Raw genomic sequence first — 22,736 nt, 5'->3', positions numbered from 1 at the left:
CCACATGTACTTGTCCTATTTTAAGTGTTTGGACAAGCCTTTCCACATTATCCACAATCCTTTATTGTAAACCTATAAGGTTTTGTGAAGATAATGTGGAAATATTGTTGATAATTATCCTTTTAACTCTAAATTTGGCTCTACGTTTAAATATAGGTCGGAAACCTGTCCCTCAATATAATTAAAGTAGGCAGCAGAACCTACCATGGCAGCATTGTCCGTACACAGTATTCTAGAAGGATAGTATATATCTATTTTCTCTTCTCGGCCTCTTTTTTCCATTAAGTTTCTCAATCCTTCATTAGCTGCTACCCCTCCAGCCATAACTATCTTTCGGGATTTCCTTTCCTTTGCAAGTTTTATGGTCTTTTCCACCAGAACTTCTATTACCGCTTGTTGAAAACTTGCCGCTACATCCTTAACTACTATTTCCTCCCCTTTTTGTTTAGTTTGATTGAGATAGTTTAATACTGCAGTCTTTAGACCACTAAAACTAAAATCGTAACTATTTGGTTCTAAATATACCCTTGGAAAATCTATAGCATTGGGATTACCTTCTTTAGACAATTTATCTATTAATGGTCCTCCAGGATAGGACAGGCCTAAAGCTCTTGCTACTTTATCAAAGGCTTCTCCTGCTGCATCATCTCGGGTTCTGCCAATTAATTCGTATTGAGTATAGCCTTCTGTTTGAACTAGATAGGTATGTCCTCCTGATACTATTAAACAGGTAAAAGGAGGTTCTAGATCCTTATGATCTATATAGTTGGCACAAATATGGCCTTCTATATGGTTTACCCCTACTAAAGGTTTGTTCAAGGCATAGGCTATGGCCTTGGCGCTAGATATACCCACAAGTAAGGCTCCCACCAACCCAGGACCTTGGGTCACTCCTATTAAATCTATATCATTAAAGCTAATACCTCCATCATCTAAAGCTTGTTGAATGATCACATTCATATTTTCAATATGTTTTCTTGAAGCTACTTCTGGAACTACTCCTCCAAATTTTTTGTGAATTTCTATTTGAGAAGAAATAATATTGGACAAAACTTCCCTACCATTTCTAATTACAGCACAGGAAGTTTCATCACAGGAAGTCTCTATAGCTAATGTTAGTATATCTTTCTTCATGTTTTCACCTCATTAAAATTGGATGCTTTTCCACATTATTATTGCATCTTCGTTATTATCCTGATAATACTTGGGCCTAATTCCATATTCTTTAAATCCATATTTTTTATAAAGAGATTTGGCTATTTCGTTGGACTTTCTAACTTCCAAGGTCATAGCTCTTATATTTCTATCTATGCATAATTGGATAAGGCCTTCTAAAAGTTTGTTGCCAATGCCTAATCCCCTATATTTTTCATCTACCGCAATATTGGTAATATGTCCTTCATCTAATATAAGCCATATGCCTCCATAACCAGCTACATCTCCGTCTATTACTGCTACTATGTATTTGGCTAATAGATTCTTAGTTAGCTCTAATAAAAAGGCCTCCCTTGACCATGGAGGAGTAAATGCTTTCTTCTCAATTTCCATTACTCGATCTAAATCTTCTTCTCTCATTTCCCGAATGGATATTTCCATAATTAACTTTCCCTCTTTCTTAACTCTCGTTGTGCTTGAGATTCCCTTAGATATTCTGGAACAAGATTGTAATAATTGTATTGATTTTCTCCATGTCTATTTAATAAAGCCAACTCTGCTATACTTGCTGCCCTACAACTATTTAAGCTAATTGGAGATAACCTTACCTTACCTTTCAAACTATCCTCTATCTTTTCTTTATGAAGTAAAGCACCGTTGCCATTTACCATTATATTATCATAATCCTTATTAAGTAGTTCTAATAATTCTTCCATTTCCTTTATTGAAGGTTTTAATATATTAATAAGCCTGCCCTTTTCCCATTTATATATACCTGTATAAACCCTATTCCTTCTAGCATCTATCATAGGTACTATGGTACCTCCATGAGCTAAATTAAAGGCTAATCCCTCTAAAGTAGAAACCCCTATAATAGGCTTGTTGAATACATGGGCAAAGGATTTTACTGTAGCAATTCCAATTCTAAGACCTGTAAAGGAACCAGGCCCCAGGGATACCCCATATAGATCTATATCTGATACTTGTAAGTTTAAACTATCCAACATCTCTTTGATCATTGGCACTAAGCTTTCAGAATGACTCATATCTTGGTTTAAAGAATACTCTCCTAATAATTTTTCACCATCTAAAACAGCACAAGTTGCCATCATAGTAGATGTATCTACCCCTAATACTCTCAATTTATATTCAACTCCTTAACTATTTTATCATATCTATCCCCTTGTCCTGATAGAGTTATTATCCTTTCATCCAGTTCTTTCCCCTTCTCAATATTAATATTTATCCTATTTGCTGGTAAAATTTCTTCTATTTTATCTCCCCATTCTACTATGGTAACACCATTGGAGTAAAAATAATCTTCATAACCTAAATCTAGTAGATCCTCTTCGTCTTCCAATCTATATACATCAAAATGGTATAACCAAACTCTGCCCTTGTACTCATTAATTAGTGTAAAAGTAGGGCTGGTAATATAATCAGAAACTCCTAAACCCACACCTATAGACTTAGTTAAAGTAGTCTTTCCAGCACCTAAATCTCCTGTTAAAGATAGTAAATCTCCACCCTCCAAAAGCCCTCCTAGTTTTTCTCCAAACTCTTTTGTTTCCTTCAACCCTTTTAATACTATTCTAACCATTAAATCAACCTTCCTATTCTATAAACTACCTATTATTATAACACGGGGTTATTCAATTCACAATTAACAGTTCACAATTTCTTAGGTCTAGCTTTGGGGGCGGAATTCTTTCCTTTAATCCCATTAATAATGATTAACTAATTTACAATTTAAGAAATGATTGGCAAATAAAAAAAGAGAGTCTTCACTTTCGTTTAGGATGGAGCTTGTCATTCTGAACGATGTGAAGAATCTCTTCCTTCAATCATCAACTATGCACTAGACATTCTGAATTGATTAAAATTGTTATTTGTGTAGTAGTGGTGATACTCTTTTATATATTAACAAAGTTACCAAGGTAACTACAATACCTTTAAATAGGTTAAATGGTACCACAGCATATAGAATCAAGGTTTTAAAGTCTACTACATATTTGTTTACTGCAGAACCCATGGCCACAATCTTATCTATAGGTAGTCCAAAAAGCTTTGCATAGAAAGGAATCATAAAATAGTAATTAATAAGAGATATAGATACGGTCATAACTAGTACTCCTACGGCCATTCCAATTATTGCATTTTTAAAAGTCTTTTCCCTATAGTAGAATAATCCAGCAGTATAAACAAATATACTACCTACGATAAAGTTAGCAAATTCTCCTACACCACCGGTGCCAGAGCCTTCAACTAGCAAGTTTAGTAAATTCTTAACTAATTGGACTAATACTCCTGCCATAGGCCCTAAGGCAAAGGAACCTATTAGAGCTGGTACATCAGAAATATCGAATTTTAAAAAGGTAGGTGTAAACCATAGGGGAAAATCTAATAACATCAATATTAAAGCAATTACAGATAAAACTGATATCTTTACCATGGTCTTAGTATTTAGATTTTCCTTTTTTAATGTGTACATAAAAAATCCCTCCATATATTTATTTCTTCAGGGAGGTTAATAAAATAAGCCCCGAAATAAAACTTCGGGGCGTAGATAACAGACATAACAGATTAAACTTTAAGTATAATCTATGATCTTCTTCCATCCAGACTTTAACTGTCGGCCTTGGAATTTCACCAAGTCAACCAAAAATTTGGCTCGCGGGCTTTACCGCCGGTGAGGAATTTCGCCTCGCCCTGAAGATATTTATTTAACTACATAAAGTATAGTATAATATTTATCAATTGTCAATAGTTTTAAATTGTCCCTTATCAATTAATTAAAGTCCCTTTAACATATGGATTGCTTCTTCTGTATAACTGGTTCGAACTTTCATATAACCATTGAACATGCTATTTACTTCATCGTCTCCTGTATCCACCAATAAAGGCCTTCCCTCTAAGGACATAAGTTTCTGTTTTGAAGCAATAATAATTATGTTTTCCCTTCCTACCCTTTTTACTACTTCTCCGCTAAGCTGTTGATTGCCTCTTCCAAATATATAGCCTTGACCACCAATTACAGTAACTATTATTTTGGCTTTATTGTCTTCTAAATGTTTTAATATATCTTTTTCATTGACATCAGAGGCTACTAACTTTCTATTCTTAACTAAATCTATCCCCAATAAAGTATTAGGTAGCCCTAGTTTTTCCATTATTGGTCTAGTAGAGGTACCCGATCCTATTATATATAGTATATCTTCTTCCATTTGTTCTATTATTTTATCCGTTATTCCATCTATGGCCGCCTCTTCTCCAACTATTCCACCAGATTTTTGATTTTGGACTAGTTCTGGCTCAAAGGGCACTTTCATATAGCCATATAATTTTGCTGTAACTTGACCTTGTCTAAAGGCCTCTTCATCAATATCCATAACTTCCATTTCCTTTATTTCCATTTCTTCTCCTTGGAGGTATTTTAAAGCTACCTCCCCTGCAGACCTAGGATGATTAGCATAGACTCCTGAATGGATTTTTACCCCTGCAGGTATACCTATAACTGGGACCTTATCCCCTATTACATTAAAGAGATTCCTTGCAGTTCCATCTCCCCCTGCAAATAATATAAGGTCCGCTCCATGACATGCCATCTCAGCAGCTACTATTTCCGTATCCTCTTGGTTATATCTTTCCTTTGCTTCACCTACTATATTAGGTTTAAAACCCAATTCTATAGCTTCTTCTCCTCCCATACTTCCAGGACCTGTTAGCATTTGAATTTGATCCTTAATGGGGATTAAAATCTCTAGGGCTTTTTTAGCTTTTTCAGGAGCCTCTGGAAAAGCCCCTAATTCTATAGCTTTTTTCAATACTTCTTCTCCATCAGTACCTTTTAACCCTACTTTGCCACCCATACCCGCAATAGGATTTACTATGAATCCTAGTTTCAAAACATTCACCTCTCTAATTTTTATAGACTATTTCTCCATTTATAATGGTCATATAGGTTTTACAATCGATATCCTTAATTGGATTACTGTCAAATATTACTATGTCTGCATCCTTACCTATTTCTATACTACCCACTCTATCATCAATTCCAACAATTTCTGCAGCATTTATAGTTATGGCCTTCAAAGCCTCCATCTCATCTAAACCAGATTTATGGGCTAATCCTGCGCATATTGGAAGATACTGTAATGGTATAACTGGAGAATCAGTAGTTATAGCTACCTTAACCCCAGCCTCCCCAAGAATCTTTGGAGTATCGAAAGTAAGGTTCTTCAATTCGAATTTCGATCTATTAGATAGAGTTGGTCCTACAATAGCCCCTTTTCCTTCCTCCGCTAGATAATCTGCTATCAAATGCCCTTCAGTACAATGATCTAATGTAATATCCACATCAAATTCCTTCGCAATCCTTAAGGCAGTAAATATATCATCAGCTCTATGGGCATGAGCTTTTAGAGGAATTTCTCTATTTAATACCTTGGCTAAAGCCTCCATCTTCATGTCGTATTCTGGCATCTTGGATGGATCCTCATTTGCCAGCTCCTTCTTCTCTAAATAGTTCTTAGCCTTAAATAGACTTTCCCTAAGGATAGCAGCAGTAGCCATTCTAGTTATTGGAGATTTTTTCTGAGATTCATATACCCTTTTTGGATTTTCACCAAAGGCTATCTTCATAGCTACAGGTTCTTTAATTATCATATCATCTATTCTCCTACCATAGGTCTTTAAGGCCACAAACATTCCACCTATAACATTAGCTGAACCTGGTCCAGTAACAGCGGTAGTAACACCACCCATATAGGCTTCCTTAAAAGATATATCCATAGGATTAATCCCATCTATAGCCCTTAAATGAGGAGTCACCGGATCCACCATCTCATTTCCATCGCTACCTTCAAAGCCTATTCCTTCCTCCCACATACCTAGATGACAGTGAGCATCGATAAATCCTGGTAATACCATTCTCCCTTCAGCGTCAATTACTTCAGCATCTAACGGAGCAACTAAATCCTTTCCCACTTCTAATATTTTCCCATCTTTAATGAGAATGGAGCCATTTTCTATAACTTCTCCTGTCATGGTGAATACTTTGCCATTTTTAATGAATATCATTTAATCTCCCCCCTAAATTATTTCGTTACACTAACTAATATTATAGCCATAATTTCAAACATGGGCAATATTATCTTCAACTTTCAGTGCAGGAAAATAGATTATAAACTTAGTCCCTTTACCTACTTTACTTTCCACATATACCTTTCCATTATGTTTTTCAAAAGTCTTCTTTGCAATACTAAGTCCTAAACCTGTACCTTTAGATCCCTTAGTAGTAAAATAGGGTTTAAATATTTTGTTTTTAGTTCCTTCATCCATCCCTTTTCCTGTATCAAAGATTTCCAATACTATATGGTCTTTCACATCATAAGTCTTTATAGTTAATATACCCTTATTTTCCATTGCATCTATCCCATTTAATATAATATTTATTATAGAATGCCTAATATCGTATTCATTTGCACATATATAACTTTTAGAGTTTAAATCCACTACTAATTCCATATTTCTAGCATCTCTATCGGATAATTTAAATTTATGTTTTACCATCTCTATACAATTATTAATTATATAATCAAACTCATATATATCTTTTAAGGATTCGTAATTTCCTTTAATATGGTTTTTTATTCTATCGGTAATACTTTTACCATCTAAGGCAGTCTTGCTGATTATTTGGAGATATTCTTTGATTTCCTCTAAATTTTCTAGGAATAAGGACAGTTGAGCATAGCCTAATATGGTAACTAATAGGTTGTTGATATCGTGGACAGTCCCTTCCATTAGTTCACCTAAAGTCCTTAAATATTCATTTCTCATAATTTCCTTATCATATCTATCATCAATGGCATGAAACTCAGCTAATAGGATTAATGACTGATGGACTAATTGAGATGGAGTAAAATATTCAAAATCGCTAGTCCGATCAACTAAAACAAAATCATGATTACTCAATATAGGATTAATATAATTATTATTTAGTTCCTCTATAATATATCTTAGAATAAATCCAGTTTTCCCCGAATTCTTTACAGTTTTTAGTTTATTATAGAAATACTTTATATCATCATTTCTAATTGTATTCCAACAGGAATCTAAAGTTATATATACTTGGTTTTTATTAGATCCCTCTTCATCCAATAGGCTTATTCCCTTTTCTATTGCCTCCATTAATCCATATATGTCGATAATATCACCTTCTAGTAGGAAGTTCTCCCTACAGATGAATATTAATCTACCCATATTCATAAGTTGATCTATATCCAGCTCCCAAATTTTTTTTAAATAGTCTATACACTGGTCTTCTCTATACTTAGAACATATGTAGACCATTCCACCACCGTTATTGAAATAATTTACTATATGGCTTTTTAGTGGTTTCCTTCCCTCCCCAGGGTCATTAGAGCTAATTACACCGATAAATGCATTATTACTATTTAGTATCTTTTCAATATCCCACATTTACAACCCCCCAAATTTAAACATCCTTCATACTAAGGCTAATCCTCCCTCTGTCAATATCTATTTCCAATATTCTAACCTGAACAATATCTCCAACCTTAACTATTTCCTTTGGATGTTTAACGTATTTATTAGATAGATGGGATATGTGAATTAATCCGTCCTGTTTCACGCCTATATCAACAAAAGCGCCGAAATCCACAACATTTCGCACAGTGCCGGTTAAAATCATATCCTCCTTTAAATCCTCCATCTTTAATACATCGGTTCGAAAAATAGGTTTAGGCATCTCTTCCCTTGGATCTCGACCTGGCTTTTTAAGCTCAGTAATTATATCCTTTAGGGTTAAAGTACCTACTCCAAATTCTTTTGAAAGGAATTCTATATTGTTTTCATCTATATTTTTTCCCATTAATTTCTTTGCAATAGGATAGGACTCTGGATGGACTGCTGTATTATCTAATGGATTATTCCCTTCCGGAATCCTTAAAAAGCCTGCACATTGAGTAAAAGTCTTAGGCCCTAACCCTTTTACCTTCAATAATTCCTCCCTATTAGTAAATTTGCCTTTTTCTTCCCTATATTCAATTAGATTTTGGGCAACCCTGGAGGAAATACCTGAAACATACCTTAATAAAGAAGGACTAGCAGTATTTAAATCTACCCCTACTGTATTAACACAATCTTCAACTACTCCCTCTAAAGCCTGATTTAATTTCCCTTGATTTAAATCATGTTGGTACTGACCTACTCCAATATGTTTTGGGTCTATTTTTACCAATTCTGCCAAAGGGTCTTGTAACCTTCTTCCTATGGATATGGCTCCTCTAATAGATACATCTAGGTCTGGAAATTCTTCCTGTCCCACTTCTGAAGCTGAGTATACAGAGGCTCCTGCTTCATTTACTATGATATAGGATAGGTTTTTATCTATTTCCTGAAGCATACCCGCTACTATCATCTCAGTTTCTCTAGAGGCAGTTCCATTCCCTATGGCAATTATATCCACATCATACTTAAAAATAAGGTCTTTTAACTCTTTTTTTGCCTTATCTACCTGATTCTGAGGCTCTGTTGGGTATACAGTTGTATAATCCAATAGCTTCCCAGTATCATCCATAACCGCCACCTTACAACCAGTCCTAAAAGCTGGGTCTATTCCCATGACGGTTTCCCCCTTAACTGGAGGCTGCATTAACAATGGTTTCAAATTAAGAGCAAATACTTTTATTGCTTCTTCTTCTGCCCTTTCAGATAAATTGCTCCTTATTTCCCTTTCCATAGAAGGGAATATTAACCTCTTGTAACTATCCTCTATGCTGGCTTCTAAGTATTGTTTTGTTTCAATTGAGTCATTGATTATCACTTTAGATTTTATCTTTGACAATATCTCTTCATTAGGAAGTACTAAATTTACCTTGAGAACCTTTTCCTTCTCCCCTCTGTTTATAGCCAGTATTCTATGATTAGCTATGGTTTTTAAAGATTCTTTATAATCATAATACATCTCATATACGGATTTTTGCTGCTTTTCTACCCCTTCAGTTTGTAAAATGCCCTTATTATTAGCTATGTTTCTTATAATATCTCTATACTTTGCATCATCAGAAATTATTTCTGCAATAATATCCATAGCTCCTTCCAAAGCTTCTTCCTCTGTATTCACCCCTTTCTCTTCATCTAAATATCTCTTAACTATTCCATCTAATTCTCCCTTATCAACCTTTTGAGCTAATAGTATATTAGCTAACCCTTCTAATCCTTTTTCCTTTGCAATAGTAGCCCTAGTCCTTCGTTTTGGTCTATAGGGCCTATAAAGATCTTCAATTCTTTGAAGGGTTTCAGATTCTAAAATATCCTTTCTTAAATCATCAGTTAATTTTCCTTGTTCTTCAATTAATCTTATTACCTCTTCTTGTCTATCCTTTAAATTTCTCAAATAATTCAATCTATCAAATAGGTCTCTTAAAACTGTATCTTTTAAATTACCTGTCTGTTCTTTACGATATCTAGCAATGAAGGGAATAGTATTTCCTTCATCGATTAAATTTATAGTGTTGGTAACTTGGAATGGTTTTAGCTGAAATTCTTCTACTAATTTTTTGACTATATCCATATTTATCTCCTTTCCTATTTGTTGGTTTATTGTAAAAAGATTTACTAATCTATATAGTATTATTCAACAAAAAATTAAAAAATCCTACCTGTTTTTAAAAAAATAGCCTTCTTTATTTAGAAGGCCTTTTGTTTTAGATATTCATTTATAAATAAGTCAATATCTCCATCCATAACTTTGTCTATATCTCCTATTTCCACCTCTGTCCTATGGTCCTTTACCAGGCTATAGGGGTGGAATATATAAGAGCGAATTTGGGAACCCCAAGCTATCTGAGTATATTTCCCCTGTAGATCTTCTATCTTCTCTTTCTGTTCCTCTTCCTTTAATTGTATGAGTTTGGCCTTTAACATTTTCATAGCAGTTAATCTATTACTATGTTGAGACCTTTCATTTTGGCATTGGACTATGATTCCTGTAGGTATATGGGTTACCCTGACAGCTGAATCCGTAGTATTTACATGTTGTCCTCCAGCACCACTGGCTCTATAGGTATCAATTTTTATATCCGATTCATTTATTTCTATATCCATATCATCATCTAGCTCAGGATATATATCTATACTAGCAAAAGAGGTATGCCTTCTATTGGAGGAATCGAAAGGTGATATTCTCACCAGTCTATGAACTCCTTTTTCAGATTTTAAATAACCAAAAGCATTAAACCCTTTTATAAGCATAGTTACAGATTTGATTCCACCTTCCGTATCTGAAAGTAGGTCTAGTATTTCTACTCGGAAACCCTTTTGTTCAGCCCATCTCTTATACATCCTAAATAGCATTTCTGCCCAATCTTGAGCTTCTAAGCCTCCAGCCCCAGAATGGATGGATAGGATAGCATTATTTTTATCATACTCTCCATTTAATAAGGTGGAAAGCTTAAATTTCTCTGCTTCATAGGAGACTTTTTCAAAATTTTCTTTTATTTCTTTATATACATGATAATCTTCTTCTTCAAGGGACAGTTCTATTAAAACTTCCAAATCCTCTATACTATTTAATAAATCTTCATATTCTTTTACTGCCCCTTTTAAATTGCTTATCTTTTGCATGATTTTTTGAGCTTTATCTGAATCCTGCCAAAAATCCTCTGCAAAGGACTTTTTCTCTAGCTTCTCAATCTCCTTATTTAAACCATCGATGTCAAAGTGAAACACCCAATTCTTCTATCATCTGTCTAATTACTTCCACTCTTTCCTTATATAAATAAATTCCCTCCATATTTGCTCCTTTCTTATTGCAATTGTCCGTTGTCAACTAGTTAAGCTCCACAGCATTTCTTATATTTTTTGCCGCTACCACAAGGACAAGGGTCGTTTCTTCCTATTTTTTTCTTTTTAACAATTGGCTGTTGGGATTTGCCTCCTGTGTTTAATGGTTCTGCTACCCTCTTTCTTTCCATCTTTTCCGGTGATTCTACATGGTATAGATATTTTACTGTATCTTCTTGTATACTATGGTTCATCTCTTCAAACATTTCAAATCCTTCGTTTTGGTATGCTCTAACTGGGTCTTCTTGACCATAGGCCCTTAGCCCAATTCCTTGCCTTAATTGGTCCATGGCATCTATATGGTCCATCCATTTACTATCTACAACCTGTAATAGGATTACCCTTTCGATTTCCCTAAACATTTCTTTCCCAATTTCTGCTTCCTTTTCTCTATATCTACTTTCTCCAATAGTGTAGAGCATTTCCACTAGTTTTTCCTTGTCTAAGGATTCAATATCATCAATTTTCAAACTGCCTTTAGGTATAAATATATTTGCTAAAAAGTTTTCCAATCCATTCATATCCCATTCTTCTGGATATTTACTCTGCCTTGTATAGATTTCTACTGCCTCTTCTGTTATATTTCTTACCATGCCTAAAATATGTTCTCTTAAATCTTCCCCTTCTAGAACCTTCCTTCTTTCAGCATATATTACTTCTCTTTGTTTATTCATAACATCGTCATATTGTAATACATGTTTTCTAATGGCAAAGTTATTGCTCTCTACCTTTCTTTGAGCATTTTCTATGGATCTGGTAAGTAGTTTATGCTCTAATGGTTCATCATCAGGCATGTTTAAACTATCTACCATATCTTTCATCCTCTCGCCTCCAAAGAGTCTCATTAAATCATCTTCTAAGGATATATAAAATCTAGATGAACCTGGATCCCCTTGTCTTCCAGAACGGCCACGAAGCTGATTATCTATCCTTCTAGATTCATGTCGTTCAGTACCTATAATATGGAGACCACCGACTTTTATTACCTCTTTAGCTTCTTTTCCCGTATTTTCCTTATGCTTTTCATAAAGCTGTCTATATTCTTCTCTAGCTTTAATAGTTTCTTCATCAGATATTTCAGCAAAACTATCAACCCTAGAAATTATTTCATCAGAATATCCTCTTTTTTTCAATTCCAATTTAGCTAAATACTCTGGATTTCCACCTAGCACAATATCCGTTCCTCTTCCCGCCATATTGGTTGCTATGGTTATAGCTCCAAACCTTCCTGCTTGAGCTACTATTTCTGCTTCCCTTTCATGTTGCTTTGCATTTAATACTTCGTGAGGTATACCTTCTTTTTTTAACATTTTACTCAATATCTCAGATTTTTCAATAGAAATAGTACCTACTAAGACTGGTTGCCCACTACTATGTTTTTCCTTAATCTCCTCTACAATGGCATTAAACTTTGCTTCCTCATTTTTATATACTACATCTGGAAAATCCTGTCGTATAACTGGTTCATTGGTAGGAATCTCCACTACATCCATTCCGTATATTTCTCTAAATTCCGCTTCTTCCGTTTTAGCTGTTCCTGTCATACCTGCTAATTTTTCATACATTCTAAAATAGTTTTGGAAGGTAATAGTGGCTAAAGTTTTGGATTCAGATTTTACATTTAATTTTTCCTTAGCCTCTATAGCTTGATGTAATCCTTCACTGTATCTTCTACCATACATGAGCCTACCAGTAAATTCGTCTACTATTATGACTTCTCCATCTTTTACTACATAATCTATATCCCTTTTCATAATATTTCTCGCTTTTAACGCTTGGTTTATATGGTGGGCTATTTCCATATTATTTGGATCTGCTAGGTTTTCTAAACCAAAATAACTTTCTGCTTTTAAAGTTCCTTTTTCAGTCAAAGTACAGGTCCTAGCTTTTTCATCTATTATAAAGTCCACCGTTTCTTCCTTTATCTCCCTATCGAAGGGATCCCTTTTTTCCTCCTTAGGGTCTACTATCCTACCAGTCAAAGTCATAACAAAAGCATCAGCTGCTTCATATAATTTAGTAGATTGTTCCCCTTGTCCCGATATTATTAATGGAGTTCTAGCCTCATCTATTAATATACTATCTACTTCGTCTACTATAGAATAGTATAATTTTCTTTGTACCATTTCTTCCTTATAGATTACCATATTATCCCTTAAATAGTCGAATCCAAATTCATTATTAGTTCCATAGGTAATATCGCAATTATAAGCGGCTTTCCTCTCTGTATTGTTCATACCATGAACAATGCAACCAACGGTTAGACCAAGAAATTCATATACTTTCCCCATCCACTGTCTATCTCTTTTTGCTAAATAATCGTTGACAGTTACAATATGAACTCCTTTGCCAGTCAGTCCATTTAAATAAGCCGGTAAGGTTGCCACTAAAGTCTTCCCTTCTCCTGTCTTCATCTCTGCAATCCTTCCTTGATGCAGAATGATACCTCCCATCAATTGGACTCTAAAATGTTTCATGCCTAATACTCGTGTAGAAGCCTCTCTAACCACCGCATAGGCTTCTGGTAAGATATCATCTAAAGATTCTCCTTTGTTCAACCTCTCTTTAAATTCTAAAGTCTTATTTTGAAGTTCTTCATCTGACAATCTTTGCATATCCTCATCTAAGGCTTCGATCTTGTCTACTAATGGTTCAATACGCTTTAATTCCCTTTCGCTATAAGAACCAAATATTTTATTTAAAAAGCTTTTCATACTTTTACCGCCTTTCAATATTAACTAATCTACAACATTATATTTTATCATTTATTAATATTCCAAACAAGGCAAAAAGTTTAGTATAGGTCCATTTAAAATCTATATCCACCCATAAAAGAGTCTTCTCCTAGCATTATTTCTTGGATTAAGGCAAATATTCCAAAGCTTATAATTAAATCCCCTAAGCTAATGATTTTGGGAAGTGGATAGGATTCAGAAAATAAAATTGTATCTCCTAAAAAAGGAAATTTAATATGATCCATTATAGGATTATTTATAAGATTTGGTCTTTCCCAATTATTTGTTGCCAATACTAGGAAATTTAATACATAGCCTAATAATACTACCCACAAAGACCTAAGTTTTAGATTAAAAAGTATTCCTATTAGGATTAAAATATAAGATAATATCTGCAACTGTTTATTATACAATAAAATTTTGTTTAAGCTATCTATCCCTTCTGCTTTAGATAAAAAACCCAATATGTATTGTATTAGGATTCCCAGAATAAATATCCACATGGTTTTATGGTTTATAGATTTAAATCTTTTTAAATTGCCTCCTCTGATCAATCCAAGAATTATTGAAATAAGTATAGCCTCTGCAAACATATTATCATCTCTCCTTCACCTATGACAGTAAAATAAAATTGCAGGATATAATATCCTGCAATTTTAAATCTATATCAATTATACTATTAAAACTCTGGTTCAATCAACCCATAGTTGCCATCTTTTCTTTTATATAATACGTTCAAATCGCCAGAGTCAGCATTCATGAATACGAAAAAATTATGTCTAAGTAATTCCATCTGTAAAATGGCTTCCTCTACATTCATAGGCTTCATATCAAATCTCTTTATTCTAACAACCTTTGGTCTATCCTCTTCATCTTCATTTAATGGCATAATATTTTCAAATCTTATAGTTTCCCCATTGTTATACCTTCTTTGAAGTTTAGTTTTGTGCTTTCTCATTTGACGTTCTAATACATCTACAGCCTTGTCAATAGAAGCATACATATCATCGCTTGATTCTTCAGCCCTAAGTATGGTTCCAGGTAGGTTTATGGTTACTTCAATAATCTTCCTATTCCTTTCTACACTATAAGTTACATTTCCTTCTGCATCCTTCTGAAAATATTTGTCTAGTTTTCCCAATTTCTTCTCTGTTACATCCTTTAACGCTTCTGTAACCTCCATGTTCTTTCCAACAAAATTTAGTTTCATAAACCCCAGCTCCTTTCATATAAGCTATAAGCCTATATCCTTTATTAATATAATATACCCACAAAAGGTAAGTATGTAAACATAAAAATATATTTAAAAATTTATTCATGGAGATTGAATAATTATTTACTATATAATTAACATATTATTGTTGATGACCTGTGGATAAATTTACAGCTTAATTGTGGATAATGTGGATGGTTTTGTGGGTAACTGCTATTATCACTAATATATTGTGGATTAATTTCTTGATAAAATCTGAATAAGTTTTTAATTCTATCTTTTTCTACTTTTTCCCTTATTATTAGAAAAATTTTTACTTCATATTTATTATTATTCTTGTGCCATGAAAATATTTATCCACAAGATATAGATAATTGGAAACAGAGATAAAAAAGAAATAGGCAAAATTAACTCCTATTTCTTTTCATCTATTAACATACTTCCATTCATAGATGGATTATATCCTTTATATGCTTTTTTTCCTTCTTTTAATTTTCTCAACTCGATTTTAGTCTGTTCTAACCTTTCTTTCATAGCTCCAGTGTTTTTATCATCCATTAAAGATATGGTCATAAGGGTGGAAGATACTTCCTTAACCACCTCTTTTAACTTAGTTAAATTAGGGTATTCTTCCAAGCTTAGCTCATCAATACCTTCAATGGAATGTTCTTTTTTTATTTGAGAAAAGATAGTAATAAAGGATAAGTCTAGTTCATCTATTTTTTTCATAAGGCTATCCTTCTCGTCCATTATCCTATTTAAATTTTCCATATTTTCCCTTTCTATTTCTTCCTTCTGATCCTTCGTTATATTATATATATTGTTTAATAATAAATTTTTCTCTTTAGTTATGGATATGAGTTGATCAATCCTATCCTTTGTCATATATTACACCTGCCTATTTTGATAAACCTTCTTTTTGACTTCCTTCATTACCTCTTTCCATATGTCTCTCATCTCCGTTAGTATTTCCAAAGCTTCATCTATAGGTTTTATTTCCTTATTTATATTTGCATCTATTAAATTGTTCATAATAAAATCATATAATTGTTTAAAGTTATTTGATATTTCATATTCCATATTTAATGATGAGCTCAGTTCCAAAATAATATCTTGAGCTCTGATCAACGCCTGGTGAGCCTTCTCTATCTGACTGTTTTCGATATTATATTTGGCAATATTCATAAATTTAATAGCGCCATCATACAACATCAGAGTTAACTCTTCTGGAGTAGCCGTAAATACTGTATTTTGTCTATACTGATTTAAGGCGTTATACGTCATCTTCCCCATCCTTTCCTTTTATCCCATAAACTGCTGCATTAGCCACATACTCTGCTGATTCATCCTAGATATGGCTCTTTCCATGGCAGTAAACTTTGCATAATAATTGTTCTCTTTTCTAAACAGCATTTGGTTCAAATCATCTATTCTTCTGCTATAATCCAATACATCTTTATCTAATAAACTAACGCTGCCATATTCAGTAACAAAATCCAGTAGAATATTAGACTTAACATTCCTATATAGATCTGTACTGTCTCCTGTGCCAGATTTCTTTATTATCTCTTCCATGCCAGCAATTAGGTTGTCATATATTCTGGTGACAATACCTCCTATTTGTTTGACTTCCTTACCATCTATTGTTTCCACTTTATCCGGATTGCTTTCTTTAAATAATAACTCCATTGTCCCTTCTGGATCCTTGGAAATAGCTTCCTTTAATTTTTGCTCATCTATTACTAGTTTACCACCGGCACTACCCCTAGCATATTCTTCTGTAGATATGCCTATTTCAGTAATAAGCTTAAAGGCCCCTTCTATACCTGCTGATTTTTCATATAGGGAACGTCTAACATTTAGCATAGTCCTTCCAACTAAATCATCAGATCTTAATAATCCTGATTTAGCCTTTTCTTCCCAAAGCTCTATATCTTCTTTGTCCATGGCTTTTTTCTGTTCTGATGTCAATGGTTTATAGTCTCTATAGACCTTTTCTCCTAACAGTTTGTTGGTCTTTTCAACTAATTCATTATATTCATTGACAAATTGTTCTATTTTTTCATATACTGAATCTACGTCCGTAGCTACGTTTATGGTAAATTCACCAGTACCTACAAGGTCCATGGTAATGCCGTTGATGGTGATACGGTTAGTAGAAGAATATATATTATCTGCTCCATTAAAACTAATTTCGGCGTCTTTGCCAAAGAACTCTTCTCCTATTATACTACTACCATTCTTGCCCCTTTCTCCATCAGTTAATTTTAATGCATTAATAAAGTATGCTCCTACATCATCAGCAGTTATTTCTATCTTGGCATCTTTCCCTGTATCTGTAGTCTGTAAGAAAAATCTATCGATACCTGCATCATAGGAGGCTTTAATTCCTAACGAAACATAATTTCCATTTTCATCTTTAACTTTAGCAGAGTTTATAAGCTTTGTTACATCGGTTAATTTAATATTGTCTAAATTTCCATGTATAAAGGCTGCCTCATAATCTATAATATCTCCATTTTCATTCATTACTGGAACAACTCTATCATCAATAATATTCCCTTCATCATCTGTTTCAAGATTTCCTATTACAATTTTTTTCCCATTTATAGTAAATTCAATTACATCTTCAGAATTTACCCCCAGCATTTCTTTAAGATTGGTATTTCCACCAATTTTATCACCACTAGCCAAACTAACTCCCTCAGCTAACTGAGTTACATTCACTTTATATGTGCCATCTAAAGCCTTCCCCGTACTGGATACTGCAGCTATACTTTCATGGGAAGATGTAGCTTTTTTAATCCAATTCAGGTTTTGGTAGGAATTAGGTATAAAGGTTCCCGTTCTGCTAACTGTAGTTAGACCAAACATCTTTCTTGTATTTAAAATAAAATTAGCAAAATCTTTGTTCAGGCTATTATACGCTTCCTGGCGCCATAATACAGTCTGCCTATCCTGTTCTACCCTGTCTACTTTTACCCTTTCTGCTTTCATCAGATTTTGTATCATCTCTTCAGTGTCTATTCCCGATGCTAGCCCTGTTATTCTCATAGTATTATACATAAGATCACCGCCTATATCCTTTCATCTACTATTATGCCAGATATTTCCCATATGGCCGCTACCAAATCTAAAATCTTTTCAGGAGGTATTTCCCTAATTATCTCATCTGTTGTTACGTCTATAATCTTTACCATTATCTGTTTAGTCTTTTCATGGATTGAAAATTCAAACCTCCTATCGAAGGCTACAAATTGTTTATTAGCTGATTCTATGGATTTTATCAATTCCTCTTCTGTATATCTTTTTTCTTCCCTCTGCAGTTTTACTGGTTCAACTGCTATATCTTTTGTTCCAAATTTCTTCATATTGGAACCATTTCTATTTCCATCATTATAGTTAATAGAATCGACTGCATTAGTAACCCCTTTAATTTGCATATCTATGGCCCCCTTAATATATTCTGTAATCTATATCGACAAGATTTGCTTCATTCTTTAGGATTAAATTTACTTTTTCTTTTCCATAAGATAATGGACAAAACATATACCCCTTTAATTAGAGCTGCAAACAATACTTGAAAGGGGTTCCGACCTATATTAATGGCCTTAACAAAAAAATAGGAATTAATAGCTTGGCCAGGGGCCAAACCCAAGACAGTGCCTAAAATATAATCTCTTACAGAAACCGAACTAATACCAGACACATAGTTTGCTACACTAAAAGGGATAAAAGGCATACTCCTCATGAAAAATATATAACTAATACCATGTTTTTCTATCTGGTAAGAGACTTCTTCTAAACTTACCTTCCTTTTTTTCCTATAATAGATTCTATTAATAATCTTTGCAATCTCAGTCTTAAATATCCTGGCAATAATGAAGGATAATATAGCTGCTATAAGTCCTCCAATTACAATATAAATAAAACCCTTTAGTCCAAAGAAAAATGCAGCCAATGGAGAAAACCAGGATAAGGGTACAAAAAACACCATTAAAATAGCGATAAATATGGTAAAAAAGACTCCAAATCTATCTCTTTCTTCTCCGGATAATAGAATTTCCATCAGGCTGTCCTTGTTAAATATATTGAGGCTTATAATTAAATAGATGAAAATAAATATGAATAACAGAATTAATCCAATTTTATAAATTTTTTTATTTTTCTCCATACCATCTACTCCTTACTCTACCATTATAATATATTTAGATTACTATTGCCATTTTCAGGGTAAAATATTAATATCTTGTCCACCTAGCTTTCCATTGGTATAATAATGGTACAATAGGAAAAGGTGAGTATTATGAAATTTGAAAAAATTGGTATGAGGACTATTAAAACTGCCTTAGCTGTTTCCTTTACTATATTATTATCTCAACTATTAAATTTAAGAAGTCCATTTTTTGCAGGTATCGCTGCCATAATTGCTATGCAAACCTCAGTATCCGAATCCTTTACTATGGCAAAAAATAGGATGTATGGAACTATTTTAGGTGGTACCGTTGCACTGCTGTTCTCTTATTTTGCCCCTGAAAATGTATTTTCCATAGGCATAGGAATAATAATTATCATTTATACTTGTAATCTTTTTGGTTGGAAAAAATCGGTACAAATTTCTACCATGGTGTTTTTATCTATTATCCTAAACTATGAAGAGGGTAGTAGATTAAACTATGCCCTTTATAGAACCCTAGATACTTTAATTGGATTGATTATAGGTACCTTAATTAATTATTTCATTGTACCACCGAAAGTGGAAGATAAGATTAGAGATTCTATTCACAATATGTATTCAGAATTCAAAGATATAATAGAATCCATTATATGGGGAGATGAAAGTGGGTCTTTAGAAAATTTAAGAAAATATTTGGCTGATGTGGAGGAGAATTATAATATACTTAAAAAGGATATTAAATTAAATCTTTGTAAAACAGATGATTGCTATAATTACGATTGGATGTTCAATACCTTTGAAGCCATTTATAACCATTTAAGTATTCTCTTTGCTATAGAAAAAACTCCCCAATTAACCGAAGAGAATAAAAGGGCTTTAGAAAGTTTGTTCAGTAAAGAAATACCCCTTCCATCTAATGAAAAGCTAGATGAATTAGATTTAGTATATAATTACCATCTAAAAAAACTTTTAAAGGGACTGAATTCTATCCAAGTAGCTTTATATAATGTTCAAAGTATAATTGAATAGTTTGTAACTTAAAATAATACCCTTTCCTTCACTCATAAGACTATAATTAGTCATTTTGAATCTAAGGAAAGGGTGTTTTTATTTAAAATTTGCTATCATCTATTGAATCTAACCATTCCTTTATTGGTCCTACTACTTTCTTAATGGTACCATCTATGAATGGATTTTTTAAACCAGCTAATTCTACTAACTCTAAAAAAGGCTTACTACCACCAGCTTTACATAGCTCTATATAATTTCCCCATGCCTTTTCCCTATCCTCGTTCATCTTAATCCAAAATTGGAAGGCACACACTTGGGCTAAAGTATAGTCTATATAGTAGAAAGGATTTCCAAAAATATGTCCTTGTCTGAACCAGTATCCTCCCCTGTTTAATAGATCATTATCTTCATAATCTCTAAAGGGCAGATATTTTTTCTCTATCTCTCTCCATTTAGCCTTTCTTTCTTCGGGGGTAGCTTCTGGATTTTCATATACAAAATGTTGAATTTACTAAAGCCTTATAGAATTCAGACACTATATTTTGATATATGGGCATATTTTCATCTAAAAAATCTTGCTCTTTTGAATAAAACTCATCTAAAGTATTGACAGAGTGACGAATATAGACTAAATTTCCCATGGTATCTACATTGGACCTAATTCTGTTGATTTCTGCCATTATCTCATTCTGTTCATCAAAGGTTTCTGCATTATTGAACTTTACCATTAATTCTTCAAACTCTTGATTAATAGCTTTTAAATCCGGTCTTTTATACTCATAATCTTTGAATTTTAACAATAATATCCCTCCTACTTTATATTTAATATCATTTTATCAGAAAACCGTTGAAATACCATCCCTTATTTTGAGGAGTTAAGATCTTTTCTATTATCTATATTCAATATTCCAATGCCTAATACTACCAACAGCAATCCAATAGCCAAGTTCATAGTAAAATATTCTCCCTTAACAAATAATGCTGAGAAAATGGAACCAAATATGGGGATAAAAAGCCTATACATGCTAACCTTCCCTGGAGAATTGTATTTCAATACCATGTACCATAGGGTAAAAGCAGCTGCTGATATAAAGGCTGCATATAATAATAAGGAGGTACTGGCTAAATTAAAATTAATATTGTTCCCTCTCAACCCAATTTTTCCTATCAATAATAATAATATAGAACCGGTAAACATCTGACCTCCAGAACTTGCAAAAGGACTCATATCTCTAGGCATAGTTTTCACATATATAGTAGCAAAGGCACTTAATATAGAGGAGATTATTAAAAATCCTTCTCCTGTAATTTTAAAGCTTAAATCAAAATTCTTCCCTAAATTTACAAATACTACTCCGCCAAAGCCAAGTAATAGGCTAATTACCCTTTTAAGATCTAATCTATCCTCTTGGTAAATAAAATGGGCCATTACTACAACAAAAAATGTACTTCCCGATTGGAGTATAGCACTTTTTATTCCCGTAGTATTAGCTACTCCAATATAAAAGAAAAAATATTGTAATGACGTTTGAAGCAACCCTAATATGATTATCGGTTTTATATGATACTCGCTAATTGGAACCCTCTTTTTAAATATGATCCCATGGATAAAAAACACCATAATTGAAGCTATGAAGAATCTTAGTCCAGCAAAATAGATTTTACCAAATATATCGGAAGGCTCTATTTCAAATAATTCGTACCCTATTTTTACCACTGGAAAAGCACTTCCCCATAAAGCCATACATATTAAAGATATGATTAGTATATTGAGTTTCTTAGTAAAAAATTTTTCCATTTGTTCTCCTTTCTATGTCCCAATCTTTTGTCAAATAACCAATTACCCATTTATGGAGTATTTAATAATTTTTTTAATAATTTCTAAAGTAATCGCCGTAAATAAATGAGCAAAGCATTGCAGAATATTCAATCCTTTGAAGGCATAAAATTTATTAACCGTCAATTTGGTTTAATTTAATATTATACCCAAAGGATGTCAATAGTCAATGAAAATGTCACATAAGAACATAGAAATTTATTCAGTGAAAATGTCACTTTTAATGATAAAAAAAATATATAACCGCATTTATTCCACGGTCCTATTGACATGGGGCCCCTGACCCCTCTGGACACCAAATTTTGCCGGAAATAGTCCTTAAAATGCAGGTATTTCCGCCGCAAAATTATACCAGAGGGGTCCTCCCCATATCAATAGGCTTTCGCGGCATAAACGCTTATAAATTTGGCTTTAATAAACCATATTTATATAAAAAGGTATGACAAATAAGCCCTTGAAAAAGGACTAAAAAAAGATATAATATTTTTAAGAGATTTTATCTCTTAAACCCATGCTCTTGTTGAGTTAAATAAGCCGTTTAATATTTCTTGGATTTCGGCATCTGTCTCTTTACGCAAGAGAACTTCCTCATACAAGGGTGTGGGTTTTTTATCAACTGATTGCCTCCAAGGATGATTTTTTGATGGTCTAGGTTTGTTCTTTTGTCGTCTTTCTGATAATGTTGAAACTGTCTTTTTAGGTCGTTCATCCAACATCTTAGTATTATAAACTATATCA

The 22,736-nt window shown here is 33.2% G+C and carries 22 protein-coding genes, 1 pseudogene and 1 riboswitch; of the genes and pseudogenes, 1 reads left to right on the top strand and 22 read right to left on the bottom strand.

The genetic code is table 11. The features are described 5' to 3' along the window. Positions 1-114: 114 nt before the first annotated feature. The 18 genes from tsaD to CUL_RS0106300 all read right to left on the bottom strand — a co-directional run bounded on the left by tsaD (position 115) and on the right by CUL_RS0106300 (position 19,147). Positions 115-1,134, bottom strand: a complete 1,020-nt coding sequence (gene tsaD / locus CUL_RS0106390; RefSeq protein ID WP_005584478.1) for a tRNA (adenosine(37)-N6)-threonylcarbamoyltransferase complex transferase subunit TsaD — start codon at positions 1,132-1,134, stop codon at positions 115-117. Between the two features lie 12 nt (positions 1,135-1,146). Beyond that, on the bottom strand, positions 1,147-1,596 hold the full coding sequence (rimI, locus tag CUL_RS0106385) for a ribosomal protein S18-alanine N-acetyltransferase (protein WP_005584480.1): 450 nt from the start codon (positions 1,594-1,596) through the stop codon (positions 1,147-1,149). Between the two features lie 2 nt (positions 1,597-1,598). Continuing rightward, complete coding sequence (gene tsaB / locus CUL_RS0106380; protein ID WP_025640857.1) at positions 1,599-2,297, bottom strand: tRNA (adenosine(37)-N6)-threonylcarbamoyltransferase complex dimerization subunit type 1 TsaB; 699 nt, start codon at positions 2,295-2,297, stop codon at positions 1,599-1,601. Further along, positions 2,294-2,755: a tRNA (adenosine(37)-N6)-threonylcarbamoyltransferase complex ATPase subunit type 1 TsaE gene (gene tsaE / locus CUL_RS0106375; RefSeq protein WP_005584483.1), complete on the bottom strand. Its 462-nt coding sequence runs from the start codon at positions 2,753-2,755 to the stop codon at positions 2,294-2,296. The genes tsaB and tsaE overlap by 4 nt, the downstream gene beginning before the upstream one ends. A gap of 285 nt (positions 2,756-3,040) precedes the next feature. After that, positions 3,041-3,646 carry an ECF transporter S component gene (locus CUL_RS0106370; RefSeq protein ID WP_005584484.1) on the bottom strand — a complete coding sequence of 202 codons (606 nt, stop codon included), beginning with the start codon at positions 3,644-3,646 and terminating at the stop codon, positions 3,041-3,043. Positions 3,647-3,757: 111 nt separating this feature from the next. Further along, a riboswitch (FMN riboswitch) is annotated at positions 3,758-3,876 on the bottom strand. A gap of 71 nt (positions 3,877-3,947) precedes the next feature. Further along, positions 3,948-5,069 (bottom strand): ATP-NAD kinase family protein, encoded by a 1,122-nt coding sequence (locus CUL_RS0106365; RefSeq protein WP_005584485.1) that lies wholly within the window; start codon positions 5,067-5,069, stop codon positions 3,948-3,950. A 4-nt stretch (positions 5,070-5,073) separates the two neighbouring features. Then, positions 5,074-6,234: an amidohydrolase gene (locus tag CUL_RS0106360; RefSeq protein ID WP_005584486.1), complete on the bottom strand. Its 1,161-nt coding sequence runs from the start codon at positions 6,232-6,234 to the stop codon at positions 5,074-5,076. Positions 6,235-6,288: 54 nt separating this feature from the next. Then, on the bottom strand, positions 6,289-7,638 hold the full coding sequence (locus CUL_RS0106355; RefSeq protein WP_025640856.1) for a sensor histidine kinase: 1,350 nt from the start codon (positions 7,636-7,638) through the stop codon (positions 6,289-6,291). Positions 7,639-7,654: 16 nt separating this feature from the next. Then, entirely contained in the window at positions 7,655-9,754 is a 2,100-nt protein-coding gene (locus CUL_RS0106350; RefSeq protein WP_005584490.1) for a Tex family protein, read from the bottom strand. A gap of 116 nt (positions 9,755-9,870) precedes the next feature. Next, positions 9,871-10,975, bottom strand: a protein-coding gene (prfB, locus tag CUL_RS0106345; RefSeq protein WP_097677629.1) for a peptide chain release factor 2 whose coding sequence is annotated in 2 segments (ribosomal slippage) — positions 9,871-10,899 and positions 10,901-10,975 — 1,104 coding nt in all. Because the reading frame shifts where the segments join, the coding sequence is not laid out codon by codon here. 40 nt (positions 10,976-11,015) lie between these two features. After that, positions 11,016-13,739, bottom strand: coding sequence for a preprotein translocase subunit SecA (gene secA / locus CUL_RS0106335; protein WP_025640855.1), 2,724 nt, complete (start codon positions 13,737-13,739; stop codon positions 11,016-11,018). A 95-nt stretch (positions 13,740-13,834) separates the two neighbouring features. Then, the gene (locus CUL_RS0106330; protein WP_005584493.1) at positions 13,835-14,353 is read right to left on the bottom strand and encodes a DUF5317 family protein; all 519 of its coding nucleotides are present in this window, start codon (positions 14,351-14,353) and stop codon (positions 13,835-13,837) included. Between the two features lie 86 nt (positions 14,354-14,439). Continuing rightward, positions 14,440-14,970: a ribosome hibernation-promoting factor, HPF/YfiA family gene (gene hpf / locus CUL_RS0106325; RefSeq protein WP_005584494.1), complete on the bottom strand. Its 531-nt coding sequence runs from the start codon at positions 14,968-14,970 to the stop codon at positions 14,440-14,442. A 417-nt stretch (positions 14,971-15,387) separates the two neighbouring features. After that, positions 15,388-15,858: a flagellar protein FlgN gene (locus CUL_RS0106320; protein WP_005584495.1), complete on the bottom strand. Its 471-nt coding sequence runs from the start codon at positions 15,856-15,858 to the stop codon at positions 15,388-15,390. Positions 15,859-15,861: 3 nt separating this feature from the next. Next, the gene (gene fliS / locus CUL_RS0106315; protein ID WP_005584497.1) at positions 15,862-16,257 is read right to left on the bottom strand and encodes a flagellar export chaperone FliS; all 396 of its coding nucleotides are present in this window, start codon (positions 16,255-16,257) and stop codon (positions 15,862-15,864) included. 18 nt (positions 16,258-16,275) lie between these two features. Continuing rightward, the gene (gene fliD, locus CUL_RS0106310; RefSeq protein WP_005584498.1) at positions 16,276-18,039 is read right to left on the bottom strand and encodes a flagellar filament capping protein FliD; all 1,764 of its coding nucleotides are present in this window, start codon (positions 18,037-18,039) and stop codon (positions 16,276-16,278) included. A gap of 11 nt (positions 18,040-18,050) precedes the next feature. Continuing rightward, entirely contained in the window at positions 18,051-18,416 is a 366-nt protein-coding gene (locus tag CUL_RS17950; RefSeq protein WP_005584499.1) for a flagellar protein FlaG, read from the bottom strand. Positions 18,417-18,466: 50 nt separating this feature from the next. Further along, complete coding sequence (locus CUL_RS0106300; RefSeq protein ID WP_005584500.1) at positions 18,467-19,147, bottom strand: TVP38/TMEM64 family protein; 681 nt, start codon at positions 19,145-19,147, stop codon at positions 18,467-18,469. A 132-nt stretch (positions 19,148-19,279) separates the two neighbouring features. Between CUL_RS0106300 and CUL_RS0106295 the strand changes: the two genes are divergently transcribed. Next, positions 19,280-20,179, top strand: coding sequence for an FUSC family protein (locus tag CUL_RS0106295; RefSeq protein ID WP_025640854.1), 900 nt, complete (start codon positions 19,280-19,282; stop codon positions 20,177-20,179). A gap of 82 nt (positions 20,180-20,261) precedes the next feature. Here the strand turns inward: CUL_RS0106295 and CUL_RS19710 are convergent, their stop codons facing one another. The 4 genes and pseudogenes from CUL_RS19710 to CUL_RS19700 form a co-directional block, all read right to left on the bottom strand. Beyond that, positions 20,262-20,603 carry a M3 family metallopeptidase gene (locus CUL_RS19710; protein WP_236616445.1) on the bottom strand — a complete coding sequence of 114 codons (342 nt, stop codon included), beginning with the start codon at positions 20,601-20,603 and terminating at the stop codon, positions 20,262-20,264. 46 nt (positions 20,604-20,649) lie between these two features. Next, entirely contained in the window at positions 20,650-20,961 is a 312-nt protein-coding gene (locus CUL_RS19705) for a hypothetical protein (protein ID WP_025640852.1), read from the bottom strand. A gap of 62 nt (positions 20,962-21,023) precedes the next feature. Then, positions 21,024-21,959, bottom strand: a complete 936-nt coding sequence (locus CUL_RS0106280; protein WP_005584503.1) for a DMT family transporter — start codon at positions 21,957-21,959, stop codon at positions 21,024-21,026. Positions 21,960-22,501: 542 nt separating this feature from the next. Continuing rightward, positions 22,502-22,736: pseudogene (locus CUL_RS19700) on the bottom strand (ISNCY family transposase); the annotation flags it as partial.

Source organism: [Clostridium] ultunense DSM 10521 (genome assembly GCF_000511955.1).
GTDB lineage: Bacteria > Bacillota > Clostridia > Tissierellales > Tepidimicrobiaceae > Schnuerera > Schnuerera ultunensis.
Note: the sequence above shows the minus strand (reverse complement) of the source record. Positions and strands in the feature narration are given on the sequence as shown.

Excerpts from the sequence above, each read along its gene's own strand:
- CUL_RS0106300 (WP_005584500.1), bottom strand. The coding sequence starts at position 19,147 with ATGGAGAAAAATAAAAAAATTTATAAAATTGGATTAATTCTGTTATTC.
- CUL_RS0106295 (WP_025640854.1), top strand. The coding sequence starts at position 19,280 with ATGAAATTTGAAAAAATTGGTATGAGGACTATTAAAACTGCCTTAGCT.
- CUL_RS0106355 (WP_025640856.1), bottom strand. The coding sequence starts at position 7,638 with ATGTGGGATATTGAAAAGATACTAAATAGTAATAATGCATTTATCGGT.
- CUL_RS0106320 (WP_005584495.1), bottom strand. The coding sequence starts at position 15,858 with ATGACAAAGGATAGGATTGATCAACTCATATCCATAACTAAAGAGAAA.
- rimI (WP_005584480.1), bottom strand. The coding sequence starts at position 1,596 with ATGGAAATATCCATTCGGGAAATGAGAGAAGAAGATTTAGATCGAGTA.
- CUL_RS17950 (WP_005584499.1), bottom strand. The coding sequence starts at position 18,416 with ATGCAAATTAAAGGGGTTACTAATGCAGTCGATTCTATTAACTATAAT.
- tsaD (WP_005584478.1), bottom strand. The coding sequence starts at position 1,134 with ATGAAGAAAGATATACTAACATTAGCTATAGAGACTTCCTGTGATGAA.
- secA (WP_025640855.1), bottom strand. The coding sequence starts at position 13,739 with ATGAAAAGCTTTTTAAATAAAATATTTGGTTCTTATAGCGAAAGGGAA.
- CUL_RS0106350 (WP_005584490.1), bottom strand. The coding sequence starts at position 9,754 with ATGGATATAGTCAAAAAATTAGTAGAAGAATTTCAGCTAAAACCATTC.
- fliS (WP_005584497.1), bottom strand. The coding sequence starts at position 16,257 with ATGACGTATAACGCCTTAAATCAGTATAGACAAAATACAGTATTTACG.
- hpf (WP_005584494.1), bottom strand. The coding sequence starts at position 14,970 with ATGAAACTAAATTTTGTTGGAAAGAACATGGAGGTTACAGAAGCGTTA.
- CUL_RS0106280 (WP_005584503.1), bottom strand. The coding sequence starts at position 21,959 with ATGGAAAAATTTTTTACTAAGAAACTCAATATACTAATCATATCTTTA.
- CUL_RS0106360 (WP_005584486.1), bottom strand. The coding sequence starts at position 6,234 with ATGATATTCATTAAAAATGGCAAAGTATTCACCATGACAGGAGAAGTT.
- fliD (WP_005584498.1), bottom strand. The coding sequence starts at position 18,039 with ATGTATAATACTATGAGAATAACAGGGCTAGCATCGGGAATAGACACT.
- CUL_RS0106330 (WP_005584493.1), bottom strand. The coding sequence starts at position 14,353 with ATGTTTGCAGAGGCTATACTTATTTCAATAATTCTTGGATTGATCAGA.
- tsaE (WP_005584483.1), bottom strand. The coding sequence starts at position 2,755 with ATGGTTAGAATAGTATTAAAAGGGTTGAAGGAAACAAAAGAGTTTGGA.
- CUL_RS0106370 (WP_005584484.1), bottom strand. The coding sequence starts at position 3,646 with ATGTACACATTAAAAAAGGAAAATCTAAATACTAAGACCATGGTAAAG.